The sequence below is a fragment of the Marinilabilia sp. genome, from assembly GCF_016278715.1.
Lineage (GTDB): Bacteria > Bacteroidota > Bacteroidia > Bacteroidales > Marinilabiliaceae > Marinilabilia.
Window position 1 is genome coordinate 1 of the sequence record NZ_JADQBH010000148.1, and the last position, 16144, is coordinate 16144.

The 16144-nt window shown below is 43.5% G+C and carries 15 protein-coding genes; 5 read left to right on the forward strand and 10 right to left on the reverse strand.

Going from position 1 to position 16144, the window contains the following annotated elements:
* Nucleotides 1–115 precede the first annotated feature (115 nt).
* Nucleotides 116–778 carry a hypothetical protein gene (locus tag QZZ43_RS09540; protein WP_291858313.1) on the forward strand — a complete coding sequence of 221 codons (663 nt, stop codon included), beginning with the start codon at nucleotides 116–118 and terminating at the stop codon, nucleotides 776–778.
* 119 nt (nucleotides 779–897) lie between these two features.
* On the opposite strand, the gene QZZ43_RS09545 is transcribed toward QZZ43_RS09540, so the two are convergent.
* The 4 genes from QZZ43_RS09545 to QZZ43_RS09560 form a co-directional block, all read right to left on the reverse strand.
* On the reverse strand, nucleotides 898–1599 hold the full coding sequence (locus QZZ43_RS09545; RefSeq protein ID WP_291858314.1) for a hypothetical protein: 702 nt from the start codon (nucleotides 1597–1599) through the stop codon (nucleotides 898–900).
* A 137-nt stretch (nucleotides 1600–1736) separates the two neighbouring features.
* Complete coding sequence (locus QZZ43_RS09550; RefSeq protein ID WP_291858316.1) at nucleotides 1737–2492, reverse strand: succinate dehydrogenase/fumarate reductase iron-sulfur subunit; 756 nt, start codon at nucleotides 2490–2492, stop codon at nucleotides 1737–1739.
* 32 nt (nucleotides 2493–2524) lie between these two features.
* The gene (locus QZZ43_RS09555; protein ID WP_291858319.1) at nucleotides 2525–4465 is read right to left on the reverse strand and encodes a fumarate reductase/succinate dehydrogenase flavoprotein subunit; all 1941 of its coding nucleotides are present in this window, start codon (nucleotides 4463–4465) and stop codon (nucleotides 2525–2527) included.
* 21 nt (nucleotides 4466–4486) lie between these two features.
* Complete coding sequence (locus tag QZZ43_RS09560) at nucleotides 4487–5188, reverse strand: succinate dehydrogenase cytochrome b subunit (RefSeq protein WP_291858321.1); 702 nt, start codon at nucleotides 5186–5188, stop codon at nucleotides 4487–4489.
* Nucleotides 5189–5488: 300 nt separating this feature from the next.
* On the opposite strand from QZZ43_RS09560, the gene QZZ43_RS09565 reads away from it, so the two are divergent.
* Together QZZ43_RS09565 and frr are read left to right on the forward strand one after the other, a co-directional pair.
* Nucleotides 5489–6262, forward strand: coding sequence for an alpha/beta hydrolase (locus tag QZZ43_RS09565; RefSeq protein ID WP_291858323.1), 774 nt, complete (start codon nucleotides 5489–5491; stop codon nucleotides 6260–6262).
* Nucleotides 6263–6403: 141 nt separating this feature from the next.
* Complete coding sequence (gene frr / locus QZZ43_RS09570; RefSeq protein WP_291858325.1) at nucleotides 6404–6967, forward strand: ribosome recycling factor; 564 nt, start codon at nucleotides 6404–6406, stop codon at nucleotides 6965–6967.
* Between the two features lie 207 nt (nucleotides 6968–7174).
* On the opposite strand, the gene QZZ43_RS09575 is transcribed toward frr, so the two are convergent.
* From QZZ43_RS09575 to QZZ43_RS09590, 4 genes are all read right to left on the reverse strand, one after another.
* Nucleotides 7175–8164 carry a hypothetical protein gene (locus QZZ43_RS09575; protein WP_291858327.1) on the reverse strand — a complete coding sequence of 330 codons (990 nt, stop codon included), beginning with the start codon at nucleotides 8162–8164 and terminating at the stop codon, nucleotides 7175–7177.
* Between the two features lie 114 nt (nucleotides 8165–8278).
* A complete protein-coding gene (locus QZZ43_RS09580) occupies nucleotides 8279–9208 on the reverse strand; it encodes a CPBP family intramembrane glutamic endopeptidase (RefSeq protein WP_291858329.1) in 930 nt (309 codons plus the stop codon).
* A 12-nt stretch (nucleotides 9209–9220) separates the two neighbouring features.
* Complete coding sequence (tyrS, locus tag QZZ43_RS09585; protein ID WP_291858331.1) at nucleotides 9221–10513, reverse strand: tyrosine--tRNA ligase; 1293 nt, start codon at nucleotides 10511–10513, stop codon at nucleotides 9221–9223.
* A 414-nt stretch (nucleotides 10514–10927) separates the two neighbouring features.
* Nucleotides 10928–11458: a CvpA family protein gene (locus QZZ43_RS09590; RefSeq protein WP_291858333.1), complete on the reverse strand. Its 531-nt coding sequence runs from the start codon at nucleotides 11456–11458 to the stop codon at nucleotides 10928–10930.
* Nucleotides 11459–11539: 81 nt separating this feature from the next.
* Here QZZ43_RS09590 and QZZ43_RS09595 point away from each other — a divergent pair, with 81 nt between their 5' ends.
* On the forward strand, nucleotides 11540–13051 hold the full coding sequence (locus QZZ43_RS09595) for a GH3 auxin-responsive promoter family protein (RefSeq protein ID WP_291858334.1): 1512 nt from the start codon (nucleotides 11540–11542) through the stop codon (nucleotides 13049–13051).
* A gap of 10 nt (nucleotides 13052–13061) precedes the next feature.
* The gene (locus QZZ43_RS09600) at nucleotides 13062–13676 is read left to right on the forward strand and encodes a deoxynucleoside kinase (protein WP_291858336.1); all 615 of its coding nucleotides are present in this window, start codon (nucleotides 13062–13064) and stop codon (nucleotides 13674–13676) included.
* 322 nt (nucleotides 13677–13998) lie between these two features.
* On the opposite strand, the gene nagA is transcribed toward QZZ43_RS09600, so the two are convergent.
* Nucleotides 13999–15138 (reverse strand): N-acetylglucosamine-6-phosphate deacetylase, encoded by a 1140-nt coding sequence (nagA, locus tag QZZ43_RS09605; protein WP_291858337.1) that lies wholly within the window; start codon nucleotides 15136–15138, stop codon nucleotides 13999–14001.
* A gap of 255 nt (nucleotides 15139–15393) precedes the next feature.
* The gene (locus tag QZZ43_RS09610; RefSeq protein ID WP_291858339.1) at nucleotides 15394–15804 is read right to left on the reverse strand and encodes a hypothetical protein; all 411 of its coding nucleotides are present in this window, start codon (nucleotides 15802–15804) and stop codon (nucleotides 15394–15396) included.
* Between the last annotated feature and the right edge of the window lie 340 nt (nucleotides 15805–16144).

Here is a 16144-nt window from a genome sequence, read left to right on the forward strand (position 1 = left end):
CCTGATTTTCAGACATAAAGGTCATTCATAAATCTGGAGATTTGCAAAGGACTTTAGTAAATAAATTTTTATTTTTAATGAAATGATAAACGTGATCCGTAAGAATCAATTTTTTTTGAAGATATCAGAATTAATTAGTGAACTTTTCAAGCTGCTTCATAACAAATATTTTTACATCGGTTTGTTAACGCTTATAGTGGGTATGGAGCTGAATTTCTATTCCCAGAAATACCTGCTTAATTATATTCAAAACGGGAAATCTTTACCGATACTTTCTGACCTGGTATTAGACAACATACCGTTGTGGGACATTGATTATTTGTATGATATTTTTTCTATTGTTTCCCTTCTTGTGCTGGTTGTTTTCATTATAGATAAACGAAAGTACCAGAGCATTCCTTATTTTCTGGTGCTGAGCGGTATTTTTCAGATTGTCCGAGGCTTTTTTATTGTTCTTACTCCTTTTGGCAATCCGATGGGGTTTGACGGAACTGAAGGGCCGTTTAATGGGTTCACAGACATTGAACTTGGCGTTTACCCTTCCGGCCATACGGGTATTGCCTATTTATATTTTTTATTGGTTAAAGCGAAACCTTACAGGTACATTCTTCTTTTTTCAGTTTCAGTAATTATTTTGGCCCTGTTCTTTTCAAGAGGACATTATACGATAGATATTCTGTCGGGAGTATTTTTTGCCTATGCTATAAAGTGCTTTGGAGACAGGCATTTGCTTAGATATTTCGGTGATAATAGTGCGGATAAAGAGACGGATAAGTAAGATAATCCGCGAGGTGTTCACACGTTTGTTTTTGAACCTTTTGCCCGGTCGTATTGTGGCTCGCGGCATAGTCGTAATACGTTAAACTAAAAGGGCTTACTTAGATGGTTGTAAATGCTCTACTCGAGCCGGTCTTTTTCAGAAGGTCTGTAGATATAAACCACTCCGTAAGCAGATGCTTTTTGTCTTTTTAGGTCCGGGTCCAGATTGTTAAATGAAGCTTCCACTTCATTCCAGATACTCACGATAAGCTCATCTGCGGTTTCTCTTTCAATAGCCACTTTATCGTGCATTTTTTGGGAAGTCTTGAGTAAGTCTTTGTGAAAATCGTAGTTCTCCTGAAACTTTTCGAACCGCATCTTGACCATGGCAAGGGTCGGATTGAAAACTCTGGAACCTCCCTGGCTCATTCGTTTTTCTTCTCCCTGAATGACTTTTTTGCCCCAGTCCATGAGTTGCTGTTCGGTGTTGATCTCCGGAATGGCTTTGTTCTCCTGATCCAGCCCGTAAAAAGTTCTGACTTCCGGTTTTAATTCGCCCCGGGTAATGGCCATATTTACCACCTGGAGAAAATGCGAAAGATACATCCTGGACATTTTGAATTGCTCTGCCAATGATTTTCCGAACTTGCCCTGGCGGTCGCGACTAAATTGATATTGTTGAATGGCTTGTTCGTATTGGGGCACAAATGCTTTGATGTCAAAGAGGCGTTTTTGTGAAAAGGCGAGTTCCATGGGAGGGAGTTGGGCTCCAATACTTTGTGCGGTTTTTAGCGCCCTAAGGCGGGCCTGATCAGTGTTTGGAAGTCGTCTGTATGGCATGGTCTTTTGATTTGATGGGGTTTGAAGTTATAAAAAAGATTGGCTACATACAAGACTTATAGAGATTTAACAAAAAGCCCGCTTCCTGATGACCTTTATTGATCAGCAGAAGCGGGCTTTTAATATGATTCTGTATGTTAGTCCTGAAGACTGGCTTTCAGGAATTCACGGTTCAGACGTGCGATGTTTGCAAGAGAAATCCCTTTGGGGCATTCAACTTCACAGGCACCGGTATTGGTACAGTTACCAAATCCCAACTCGTCCATCTTGGCTACCATGTTTTTGGCGCGACGGGTAGCTTCTACGCGGCCTTGGGGGAGCAATGCCATCTGACTGACCTTGGCTGATACAAACAACATGGCTGAGCCGTTTTTACAGGCCGCTACACAGGCCCCGCAACCGATACATGAAGCCGCATCCATGGCTTCATCCGCATCGGGCTTGGGAATGGGAATGGCGTTGGCATCGGGAATTCCGCCAGTGTTCACGGATACATAGCCTCCTGAAGCAATAATCTGGTCAAAGGCAGTACGATCAACGATGAGGTCTTTTATAACCGGGAATCCTGCTGAACGCCAGGGCTCAATAGTGATGGTCTGTCCATCCTTAAACTTACGCATGTGCAACTGACAGGTTGTTACATCATCGTCGGGTCCGTGCGGACGGCCGTTGATGTATAGTGAGCACATGCCGCAGATACCTTCGCGGCAGTCGTGGTCGAATGCCACGGGCTCTTCCCCTTTGTTAATCAATTGTTCGTTGAGGATGTCAAACATCTCAAGAAATGAACTGTCGGTAGATATATTGCTGAGCTCATAAGTTTCGAACCGGCCTTTGGCTTTGGGGCCGGCCTGACGCCAGACTTTGAGTTTGATATTTATTGAATTCTCCATGATTGATACTTCGTTTTTAGTTAACAACCCGTTTACTTGTAGTTCCGCTGGACCAGTTTCACTACTTCAAACTTCAACTCTTCTTTATGAAGTTCAGGCTCCTGGTCGTCCCCTTTGAACTCCCAGCAACCGGAATAAGCAAATTTGTCGTCCTGACGCAGTGCTTCTCCTTCTTCGGTTTGGAATTCTTCACGGAAGTGACCTCCACACGACTCTTCACGGTGCAGTGCATCGCGGGCCATCAGGTCACCAATTTCAATGAAATCTGCCAGACGGGCTGCTTTTTCCAGTTCTATGTTCATATCTTCTTCCGATCCGGGAATGCGAACATTGCTCCAGAATTCCTTTTTGATGGCCTGGATTTTTTCGATGGCTTCTTGCAAACCTTCTTTGTTACGGGCCATTCCCACAAAGTCCCACATTACAAGACCCAGCTCTTTGTGGATGCTGTCCACCGAACGGTTACCCTTGATGCTTATCAGTTTTTCGAAATGTCCTTTAGCTGCTTTTTCAGCTTCTTCGAACTCTTTCTCCTCTGTGGTCATACGCGGTGTGGCAATGTCGTCGGCCAGATAGTTCTGAATGGTGTAAGGCAACACAAAATATCCGTCGGCCAGTCCCTGCATCAATGCGGAAGCTCCCAAACGATTGGCACCGTGGTCCGAGAAGTTGGCCTCACCGGCGGAGAATAATCCTGGAACGCTGGTTTGCAATTCGTAATCGACCCAGATTCCTCCCATTGTGTAGTGAATAGCAGGGTAAATCATCATGGGTGTTTCGTATGGATTGTCGTCCACGATTTTTTCGTACATCTGAAAAAGGTTCCCATATCGTGCTTTGATGGCATCACTTCCCAGGCGGTCAATAGACGATTTAAAATCAAGGTAAACAGCCAGGCCGGTGTTTCCGACTCCGTAACCGGCGTCGCAACGCTCCTTGGCGGCACGAGAGGCCACGTCGCGGGGAACGAGGTTTCCGAAAGCAGGATATCGACGCTCCAGGTAATAATCGCGGTCTTCTTCAGCAATTTCGGTTGGCTTCAGTTTGCCGGCACGAATGGCTTCGGCATCCTCTTTTTTCTTGGGAACCCAGATGCGTCCGTCGTTACGAAGTGATTCTGACATCAGCGTAAGCTTACTCTGGAATTCTCCGTGAACAGGAATACAGGTGGGGTGAATCTGTGCAAAACAGGGGTTGGCAAACATTGCGCCTTTCTTGTAGGCTTTCCAGGCAGCCGAACCGTTGGATCCCATGGCATTGGTTGAGAGGAAAAAAGTGTTTCCATATCCTCCGGTTGCCAGCACGACGGCATGTCCGAAGTGGCGTTCCAGTTTTCCGGTTACCAGGTTGCGGGAGATAATACCGCGTGCTTTTCCGTCCACCATCACAATTTCAACCATCTCGTTGCGGGTGTAAAGCTTTACGCTTCCGGCATTTACCTGGCGCATGAGGGCCTGATAGGCACCGAGCAATAACTGCTGTCCGGTTTGTCCTTTGGCGTAGAACGTCCGGCTCACCTGAGCACCACCAAACGAGCGGTTGTCCAGCAATCCGCCATATTCACGGGCAAAAGGAACACCTTGTGCCACGCACTGGTCGATGATGCTGTTACTTACCTCAGCCAGACGGTGTACGTTGGCCTCACGGGCACGATAATCACCACCTTTTACAGTGTCGTAGAACAGGCGGTAAACAGAGTCACCGTCATTGGGGTAGTTCTTGGCTGCGTTGATACCACCCTGTGCTGCGATTGAGTGCGCACGACGGGGTGAATCCTGAATGGTGAAGACTTTCACATTGAAGCCCATTTCACCAAATGAAGCAGCTGCAGAAGCACCTGCCAGTCCGGTACCAACAACAATGATGTCGAGTTTTCTTTTGTTTGCAGGGTTAACCAGTTTCTGGTTAGCTTTATAGTTTTCCCATTTCTGAGCCATTGGCCCTTCGGGAATCTTTGCATCTATTTTTACCATAATCTCTCCGGTTTAAAAATTTTAGCCTTGATAGAACAAATACTGAAGCACTGGGATGATCGAGAATCCGAAACCAATGAGTACAGCAAAAAGGTTGCCCAGTACAGTCAGTCGTTTTCTCCAGATTTCATTGCTGAAACCGATGGTCTGAAAAGCAGACCAGAAACCATGCGACAGGTGAATGGCAAGCCCTACAGCAGCAATTACATATACAATCACCACCCACAGGTAGCTGAATGTGTAATTTACCAAAGCATAGGAATTCTCTACCTCCGTTTCAACACCCCCAATTGTTATGGTGGTGTGTTCCAGCAAGGGATCACCGGTCAGTTTCATTTTAACCCAGAAGTGAGCAATGTGCAAAACCAGAAATGCAGCAATGGTAATCCCCAGAACCAGCATGTTCTGTGAGGCCCATGTTACACCGGTGGTCTTTTTCCCAGATGCATATCGGGCCGACCCACGTGCTTTCCTGTTTTCAATGGTTAGCTTAATACCATACAGGATGTGAATCAGAAATCCAATGGCCAATAAAGGCTCAATGACACGAATGGCCGGGTTGGTTGCCATAAAGTGTGCTCCGGCGTTGAAAAATTCACCCCCGTCGGGGATTAAAAGAAACGAGTTCACGGTAAGGTGAACCAGCAGGAACGTAATCAGAAAAAGTCCTGAGAGGCTCATCAGCAACTTCTTCACAATAGAAGAACCAAGTGTACTGCTCATAAATTCATTATTTTTTAGTTGTATCTCGATTTTATTTGTACCCGTATGGGATTTTAGACCCGCAAAGGTAGACGCTACGTTTTTTATTCGCTAAGAAAAATAAAGAAATTGTTCTTTATTTATAACTAATCTAATTTGCAGTCGCCTCGATTTCCTGATTTGAAGGATATTTTTACATCTTTGGCGAATAATTTAACATCGCGTGCAGGTTTTTGGAAGGAAAGTGTGAACAAATATAAAACATTTTGAGATTTACTCTTTTCTGAAAAAGGTGTTTTGCAACACGTCAATATTTTGATTATGCACATTCGAAGAATAATAGGTAAGGGAGGGGCTCCTGTGCTTTTCCTGCATGGATTTCTGGAATCAGGAGAGATTTGGAATTCCTGGTTGAGCAGGCAGGCATGGATTGCTGATCTTTTGATCGCCGATTTGCCGGGGCACGGGAAAAGCCGGGAGTGGGAAAACGACCCTGGATTTTCGGGCTGGAGTGAGGTTCTGATGAATCAGGTTGATGAGTTGTATGGAGAAGCCAAACAGGTTCATCTGGTAGGCCATTCCATGGGGGGGTATCTGGCCCTTGAAATGGCGCTTCTTTTCCCACGGCGCATAGGACGAATTGTTTTGTTGCATTCCACACCCATGCCTGATACTTCGCTCCAGATTCAACGCCGCAAAAGGCAGATTGCACTCATTGAAAAAGGAAGAAAGTCTTTGCTGGTACAAAATGTGGGCTTGTCAATGTTTGCGCCCGAAAACCGTGACCGGCTGGGTGACATAGGTGAAGAGCTAAACCGGGAGGCCCGGAAATGTTCCGACTTAGGAATGGTAAATACACTGAATGCTATAATGGACCGGGCGGACTACCGTGCCGTTATGACCCGAAAGATGCGGGAAATTTTACTAATTACCGGAGGGCAGGACCCTTTCATGCCGGCAGAGTATTACAAATTTCTTTTGTCTAAATATCCTGAAATGTCTCATTTTCATTTCGAAGGTTGTGGTCATGCTTCATTTCTTGAAGTTCCTGTGCTTTCGCTGCAAATTGTTAAAAGATTTCTTGATGAAGGGTAATGGTTTTTTTTTTCAAGGGAAAATACCATGTTTGACCGACTGATAAAGCCCGTTCTGTTTTGTAATGTTTCAAAGTTTTATATTTTTGTTGACAAATAGGAAAAAGAAATAAATTTTTTACCAACCAATACATTTATTATCATGGAAGATGATGTTCAAATTTTGCTGGAAAGCGCAGAAGAAAATATGCAAAAGGCCATTGACCATCTCGACCGGGAGCTGGGAAAAGTCCGTGCCGGTAAAGCAAATCCGAAGATGCTGGATGGAATAATGGTAGATTATTACGGTTCCATGACACCTCTTCAGCAAGTGGCCAGTGTCAATACTCCTGATCCACGTACCATTGCTGTTCAACCCTGGGAGCGTGGGATGATTGGTCCAATTGAAAAGGCAATCATGAATGCAAATCTTGGACTAAACCCTGATAATAACGGAGAACTGGTTCGGATAAATATTCCGCCACTTACCGAAGAACGTCGTCAGGGGCTTGTTAAACAGGTAAAAAAGGAGGGTGAGGAAGCCCGGGTCAGTATTCGCAATGCCCGTCGTGATGTTATGAATGATTTGAAGAAACTTAAGAAAGACGGGTTGCCCGAAGATATGGAAAAAGATGCGGAAGACCAGGTGCAAAAGCTGACTGATAATTTCACAAAAAAGGTGGATGAGTTGCTTGAAAAGAAAGAAAAAGATATTATGACCGTATAAAGCAGCATTACTGGTTTGTTAAACGTCCGTATTTTTTGCGGACGTTTTTTTTGCCCAATTTTGAATCCACGCTGAATAAATTCTTTGTTGCTAATATCTTTGTCGCAGGATGTTTTTAGTCATCGTTAACAACAATTTAACTCTGAGTTGAAATGTTCTGTGCCTTACTCTTGACAAAAATACCTCTTTTCGGAGCAGACTCCATTTTTATAATTCGGCTTTCTTCTCTCTTTCCACCAACTGTTCGGCTCTTTTGATAGCATTTTCTCTTTCCATTTCCATCAGTGAGAACTCAGTTTTCTTTTTTTGAACCGTTTCTTTTAATGCGTGCAGAATAGCATGGATATAACTGCTTAACTGTCTGGTTTTCAAAACAGTGGTTTTCGTGCCCCCACCTTCAAGCCAGTCGAAAAGGATGCTTTTAATAAAAACCTCTTTGTATCCGGGAATTTTTTCATGATGTGAGGTCAGGCTGTTATTAAACAAAAATGGGGGGCTGAGGATGTGAAAAGCTGTGGCCAGGGCATCTGCTTGTGCAACCCCGGAAAAAGCCTTGTCAATGCCGGATGCAGGTATTTTCAGAGCGCTTTTTTTTGTCGGGTCGAACAATTCCCATGAACCCCAGTTTGCCTCTGTTTTAAGATTTCTGAGGATCTCCCGGAGCTTATTTTGGATGGATTCTCCAATTTCAATGGTATATTCCAGAAGCCAGATAAATCCTTCAATTTCGGCCGACTTCAAGACGTACTGAAACATGGAAGATACCTCCTGATGGTGATATTTAAGTTGGGTATTTTCTTTGATCCGCTGCGTCAGACGATCCAGGCTGCTTATTGTTCGCTTTGATGCAGCCTCTTTTTCAATTTGTTGAATGAGGGTGGCAAGTTCGGCTTCATACTCCTCTAATTTTTGTCGCAGAAAGTATTGTTTCAGGAATAGTTGCCTTGAGTCGTCGGATTCGTTTTCCTGCTTGCCAAAAACCCCAAAAAACAACGCTTTCAGTCCGGGATAAGCTCCTGCTTTTTCAATGTCGAAGTCGGGGATCGAAGCTTTGGAAAGTTTCGTCGTTATTTTCTTCTTATTCCGTTTGGTTGTTTTTTGTTCTTTAATAAGATTATCCAGAAAGTTATTGAGTGCCTGCTGCCGGATGACTTCCTTACGTGCTGTTGTTAGTTGTTTAGTAATTCCCTGAAACATGGTTAATCGTTTTTGTGGTTTTAAATCTTCAGGGGAGGGTTATCTATTTCAAAACAGAATGTTGTTTGATAAATGTAAACAATTATGATACTATTAAGTTGACTGCGGATAATTTTATATGATTGGATTATTGAAAAAATCCTTCCGGGATGCTTTTTTTTCTTTCCTGAAAAAAATCCAAAATAAGATTCCCAGGAAAAAAAAAGATGGAAAGACCCATGCAAAGGAGAGGGTTTCAGCATTGGGCTCAAGTGGATTAATATTCGGATTGGTGTGTCGGTAATAATAGAAAATGGTGAGAGATAGAAAATTGTTGGCAAAATGACCTGCAATGGGATACCAAAGATTTCTGCTCCAAATCATGAGATAACCTAAAGCAAGCCCCAGGAAAAATCTAGGCAGAAATGTGAAAAACTGAAGATGAATGGCGCTAAACAAAAATGCGGTTATCAGCACTGCGATGTGTTTATTGCGAAACCATTCCCCGAAAACCGGCTGTAAAACACCTCTGAAAAGCATTTCTTCGCCCAGTGCCGGCAGTATAGCAATCATCAGAAAGTTTAAAAATAATATTGCAGGGTCGTCGGTATCCAGAAAACGATGAATGATACCGGCTGCACTTTCTTCCGATTGGGCCATCCATTTCTCCATTCCGCCCAGAAATTCGGGTAATTGCATGGAACTGTTCCAGACTCCCAGATAGCTGACAAGTGGCTGTGCCGACAGGATAATCAGGAAGCTCAAAACCACGGAGCCTTGCTTAGGATTGGAAAAACCTATGCCCCGGGTTGGATGCCCCCAAAAAACCCATCCCGCCAGTAATGAGGGGACGATAAAAACTGAAATACTTTGGACCAGCTGAAAATAGCGAAGCATTCCGATCGACATGGGAAGTTGTGATCCATTTGAGAGGGAGAAGCCATCGGTAAAGGGGAGGGCTGCCAGCAAAGCAAGTAAAGAGAAAACCATAAAACTGGTAAATATCAGGGTCACAATTACCAATAGCTTTCCGAATCCACCCAGATGGCTCCACATTTCTTTCATGCGACAAATATCTTATTCAGCGATGATGAGAAAATAGTTTTTCTTGCCTTTCTGGATCAGAAGGTACTTGTCGTTGAGCAGGTCTTCGCAATTTACTACCTGATCATCGGCTGTAACTTTCTCTTTGTTGAGGGCCAGTCCGCCTCCTTTGATGGTACGGCGTGCTTCTCCCTTACTGGGCAAAACTTCTGTTTTTTCAGCTACCAAATCCATTATGGCAATACCCGAAACCAGCTCTTTTTTGCTGATGTTGAAGATTGGAACTCCGTCAAATACTGCAAGGAGTGTTTGTTCGTCCAGCTTGCGAAGTGTGCTTGTTACAGCTTTTCCAAAAAGAATCTGAGATGCTTCAATAGCGGTTTCCAGAGCTTCTTTTCCATGTACCAGCTCTGTGACAATTTCGGCCAGCCGTTTCTGGAGTTTGCGCATGTGTGGTGCTTCATTGTGTTCTGTCACCAGTGCGTCAATTTCTTCTCTGGAAAGAAGCGTGAAAATCTTAATATATTTTTCAGCATCGGTATCTGATGTATTCAGCCAGAACTGATAGAAAGCATAAGGACTGGTACGTTCAGGATCGAGCCACACATTGCCCGATTCGGTCTTGCCAAATTTGCCTCCGTCAGCTTTGGTGATAAGCGGACAGGTGAGTGCGAAAGCTTCACCACCGGTTTTTCTGCGGATGAGTTCGGTGCCGGTGGTAATATTGCCCCACTGGTCGGAGCCGCCCATCTGAAGCTTACATCCTTTGTTGTTGTATAGGTGCAGAAAGTCGTAGCCCTGAACCAGCTGGTAGGTAAATTCAGTAAAAGAGAGCCCTTCGCGTGACTCACTGCCCAGACGTTTTTTTACTGAGTCTTTGGACATCATATAATTGACGGTGATGTGCTTACCCACATCGCGGATGAAGTCGAGAAACGAAAATTCCTTCATCCAGTCGTAATTATTGACCAACTCGGCAGCATTGGGTTTGTCGGAGTAGAAATCCAGAAATTTGGCCAGCTGCTCTTTAAGGCTGTTTTCATTATGTCGCAGGGTTTTTTCATCCAGCAGATTTCGCTCCTGTGATTTCCCCGAAGGATCACCAATCATTCCGGTGGCCCCGCCTACAAGGGCTATTGGTTTATGACCCGCAATTTGAAAATGGCGCAACATCATCACGCTCACCAGGTGACCAATATGTAAGGAATCGGCAGTGGGGTCAATACCCACATAGGCCGAAGTCATTTCTTTTTTCAGTTGTTCTTCTGTTCCGGGCATGATGTCGTGGATCATACCCCGCCATTTCAGTTCTTCTACGAAATTCATATTTATAAAATTTTCAGTATCCGGGAAATCAGATTTTGCATTAGCCCGGATTATTTTTCAATAATCCCTGTATCTCCCGATGTATCGGGACGACTAAGATTCAATAAAGCTTTTTTAAAAGTATAATTTCATCTAAGTCGGGGCTAACCTGAGCTTTATTCATTCGGGAAATAATATATGAATAGTTCAGGTCAATACTCCGTTGAGTTTTTCAAATGCCTGTTAGTGAGCAACTTGCACAACGTCCAATATTTATCACAACTCTCTGATAATAAAAACTTTGCGCCGTTGCGTCTTTGCGTTTAGACTTTTTTTAACGAACTATTGTCAGGTTAGAATCGGCAAAAATACAAATAAATAATGAACCTGCTCAAGCTTGATTTTTCATAAAAGATAATTCAATATCAGATTCGGTTAAACAGTTACGGGGCTTTGGCTATTGCTTTTGTCGGGGCGGAAAAATTCGTCCAGGTCTTTTTCAAAAAGGTCGAAAATCATTGGTGCCGCACCTTTAACCGGAGGGTAGAGTTTGGACCGTCGCTGTTCTATTGGGGTAACCACAGAGTTTTCCAGTCCAAAAACCTGCAAACCGAGCAGAAGAATGCTGATGATGAATCCTGCTTTGAGGACTCCAAAGGCAAGCCCCAGAATTCGGTTAAAAACTCCTAGTGCGACGGCATTAATTAGTGTGTGCAGCAGCTGGGCGATCAGGTGAACCACTACTACAACAAGTATAAAAGTGAGCAAAAAGGAGATGATGGGCATGTGGTTGGAATGGAAAAATCCGGAAAGAAAACGGGCTGTTACATCCGAAAATTGAACGGCCAGTATAATGCCCAAAATTAGTGCAGTGAGGCCGGCAAGTTCTTTTATCAGGCCGTTTTTGAGGCCTTTAAGTGCTGCCAGAATCAGCAGAATGCCTACAATGATATCGAAGTAGCTCATGGTTTATGTTTACAGGTGGTGGTTGATTGATTGGAGCAAAATTATTTATATTTACATCCTAAACAAAAAATGGACATTTTTATGCCAATTATTCCTAGCATTGTTGGATTGTTCAATGCCAGACGGTTATCTCAAATTGATCTTTTCCGTAAAGCACCAATGGAGGTGCAGGAATCGGTCTTTTTCTCGTTGATTGAACAAGCCCGGGATACTGAGTGGGGAAGAGAACATGATTTTTCGGGCATTAGGAGCATTCATCAATTTCAGGACCGGGTTCCTGTTCAGGGTTACGAGGGTTTCGAACCCTATATTGAACGTCTTAAGAAAGGCGAAAAAGATGTTTTGTGGCCCGGAGTAACCCGTTGGTTTGCAAAATCGTCGGGGACAACCTCTTCCAAAAGTAAATTTATTCCGGTGACTAAAATGGCCCTTGAATCGTGCCATTTCCGGGGCGGGCGAGATGTGCTTGTCTTGTACAACGAAAATTATCCAAACAACGAAGTTTTTACCGGAAAAACACTTACTCTTGGTGGCAGTCATCAGATCAATAATTTCAACAACGACTCCTATTATGGTGATCTTTCTGCTATTTTGATAGAAAATCTTCCTTTCTGGACTCAGTTTCTTAAAACACCCGGGCCTGATGTTGCCCTAATGGAAGAGTGGGAGGAGAAACTGGAGAAAATGACTGAAGTTACCACGAAGGACAATGTTACTTCACTTGCCGGTGTTCCTTCCTGGTTTTTGGTTTTGATCAAGCACATTTTGAAAAAAACCGGAAAAAAAAACCTGCTCGATATCTGGCCCAATCTGGAATTGTTTATTCATGGGGGCATAAATTTCACCCCCTACAGACAGCAGTATAAGGAGTTGATTCCCACCGATAAGATGCACTATATGGAGACTTATAACGCATCCGAAGGTTTTTTTGGCATTCAGGACAATCCTGATTCCAGTTCTATGTTGCTGATGCTTGATTATGGTGTGTTCTACGAATTTGCACCCATGAATGAAGTGGGGAAAGAACATCCGAAGACTCTAACGCTTGATGAGGTGGAGTTGAATAAGGATTATGCCATTATTATTACCACCAATGGAGGGTTGTGGCGTTACATGATTGGCGACACAGTACGGTTTACCGATCGTTATCCGTTTAAATTTATCATTTCGGGACGCACCAAGCATTTTATCAACGCTTTTGGGGAGGAGGTGATTATCGATAATGCCATAAAAGCGCTTGATGTTGCCTGCCGTGAAACCGGTGCGGTAATCAAAGAATACACAGCCGGCCCGCTTTATATGAGTACCGGAAGTAAAGGGGCTCATCAGTGGATTATTGAATTTGAGAAAGCACCTGATTCAACAGAGAAATTCCGGGATGTACTCGATAAAGGGCTACAGGATGTGAACAGCGATTACGAAGCAAAACGCTATAAGGGTATCACGTTGGATCCTCCTGATTTGGTCATTGCCCGCAATGGTTTGTTTTTTGACTGGATGAAATCACGCAACAAACTGGGCGGTCAAAATAAGGTGCCACGATTGTCCAACAACCGCGATTACCTCGATGACCTGTTGAAGTTGAATAAATAAAATTTGTCAAATGCATATTGCCATCGCTGGAAACATTGGTTCCGGAAAAACAACACTTGCCGGTTTGCTGGGAAAGCACTATGGTTGGGAAGTCCATTACGAAGATGTGGAAGATAATCCTTATCTGGCCGATTTTTATAACGATATGCGGCGCTGGTCATTCAGCCTGCAGGTCTATTTTCTGAAAAGCCGCTTTTCTCAGATTGTTAAGATCAGAGAAGGAGATACGAGTGTCATTCAGGATCGCACTATTTATGAGGATTCGGTAATTTTTGCCGCCAATCTTTTTGATATGGGGCTGATGAGTCCGCGCGACTATGAGAATTACACCGGATTGTTCAATCTGATGAGCAGCCTCATTGCCCCTCCTGATTTGCTGATTTATCTGAGAGCCTCCGTGCCTACACTGGTTCGTCAGATTGAAATGCGCGGCAGGGATTATGAATCGGGTATCCGGCTGGATTATCTGCGGCGGCTGAATGAACGCTACGAAGGTTGGATCAGAAACTATACCGAAAGTAATTTGTTGATTGTGGATGTGGACAAGAACGATTTCATTAAAGATAAAAGTAACCTGAGTGTAGTTATTGATAAGGTGGACAGCAAAATTAACGGATTGTTTTGATAAAAGGAATATGAACCACATAAGTAACCTGAGATAATAGAATAGGGTTTGACCATATAAGGCATAGAAAATAAAGCGGGTTGGCTGTTAGCTTATGGCTCGTAGCTCTTAGTTTTCCATAAAAAAGAAGTAAGGAACAGGTGTTTCGGATTCTGATCCTCTACTTTTGAGGATTTAAATTAATGCATTCTGCGGCATTCATTTACAGCTTAAAGACACATTCAAACAACACACTGTTAAGGGATTGCAGTTTCACATAAATGAAAGGAATGATACATAGCGTTTCCTTCCTTTATGTTTGTTTCCGGGTCTTTAAAATTGCCTATTCCACTAATTCTCCTTCATAATAAACTTTCTCAACTTCCCAGTTTTCTCCCAGAATCACCATGTTGGCCAGCATTCCTTTTCGCAAACGTCCTATCCGCTCGGTGGCTTTCAGAATAGAGGCGGGTGTAAATGTAGCCATTCGTAAAGCATCCACCTCCGAAATTCCGGCGACGGTAATACAGTATTTTACGGCCTTCCCGATGGAGATGGAGGAGCCTGCCAGTTTTCCCTCCTGATTGTAACAAATACCATCTTTCATCCGGAAAGTGGTGGGGCCAAAATAGACCTCCCCGTCTTTTTGTCCCAGGAAGGTGGCGTCAGAAACCAAAAACAAGCGATCGCCCATGACTTTTTGTGCAAGTCTTAAGGCTGCAGGGTGAACATGATGGCCATCAGCAATAATGCCGGCGCGGGCTCCCTGATGTTCTATAATGGCTGTTACAATACCTGGCTCACGACCACTGATGGGGGGCATGGTATTAAAAAGATGAGTGGCCATGTGTCCCCCATGATCAAAGAATGACATTGCACTCTCGTAGGAGGCAGTAGAGTGTCCCGCAGATAATGCCCAACCGGTTTCCAGAAGAATGTCCAGATTGCTGGAGGTGAAAAGTTCCGGAGAAACCGTCATGGCTTTTACTACGTCGCGGCCTTCCTGCGCGATTTGTTTCAAAAGTTCCGGGGTTGGAGGCTGTAGCCATGGCTCATGATGAGCTCCTTTTTTTGATGGGTTCAGAAAGGGGCCTTCGAGATGGGCTCCTGCCAGCAGTGACTGATCCCGGGTCATTAATGTCCGAATGATCTTCAGGGCGTCCTGGCGGGTGTTGGAGGCCGAACTGGTAATGGTTAGCAGCAGTGAAGTGGTGCCTTCACGCAAGTGGGCTTTTAAAATTTGTTGAAAGGACTTTTCAGAAGGATCCACCGAAGCATATTTCCCGCCACCGCCATTTACCTGTAAGTCAATAAATCCCGGAGATACGACCTTCCCTTCCAGATCGATGGATGGCAAGTGTGATGGCGGATGTGTGGTGACCGCCAGAATGTGTGGTGGTCTTACAACAATGGAAAAACCGGGAGACAGGAAAGACCTGCCATCAAAGATGCGACCGTTTTTTAAGATGAATGAAGGGGACATGGCTTTATGGATTTAATTTTTTTTGTTGGCAGAACACATCGTTTTCTCTTTTAAGTTGTCAATAGCGAGTTGATAGAAGAGAGGCAGACGTTAATTGTAATTTTTGGATAATAAAATGTTTGCAACATGGTGTTTTAAGGTTTTTTTAACGGACTTGTCAGCAGGAAAGATAATATATTTTTCTCTTACCTGGTATCCAAAAAACCCTGTTTTATGTTCTTACAACAGAAGTGTTTTTCTGGAAAAAGTTTCTTCTCAGGTTTTTTCAACGAGCATAAAGATACTTCGAAACCCCAGGCCCATCATCAGGAAAAGATTAAGGAAAGAAAAAAGGAAAACGGATTGCAGAAATACGCCGGGACGAAATCCGTCGTCCCAAATGCTGGCCAATACCGGAAAGATGACCATAAACAAAACAAGGCTTACAAGCCATTTTCGTTTTTTTAAACCGTTCAGGAGTCGAGGGAGCGTCAAATATCCGAAGTAAAAAGGCACCAATAGAAAACCAATAACCCACAAACTTTTTAAGTGAAGATCCGGGTCTGTTAAGAAGTTATAACCTTGGGGTTTAGGAAAGCCGGTCAGGGCATTTTGGATATTCAGGAGTGTGAAGAAAATCATGCCCCAAAGGAGAAGGTGAAGCGAAATATGAACTATGCGTTTCATTTTTGGGTGTTTTAGTTTGAATTTCTACTTTAAAGGTAGTCAAAGTTTTATAATAAAGGGTTGAGTCTTTTGGCAACAACTCACTTCAATAATTAGTTTCTTGATTTTCTGAATTAAGGTTTCCGGCAATTGTTTAGCAGCAATATTCCGCTAAGTTTTTGCAAATGTCTAATTAGGGTCTGCTGAAAAACATGTAAAGCTTTAGAAATAAAATATTTATTGTGATAAATTTCCTTTAAAGTGCAAGGTTTTTTCAACAAACCTTAAATTAAGTCTGCACTCGAGAAGGAAAATTGTTTAGATTTTACTAACGGAAACATTTTTTTGTGATTTAAAAAGA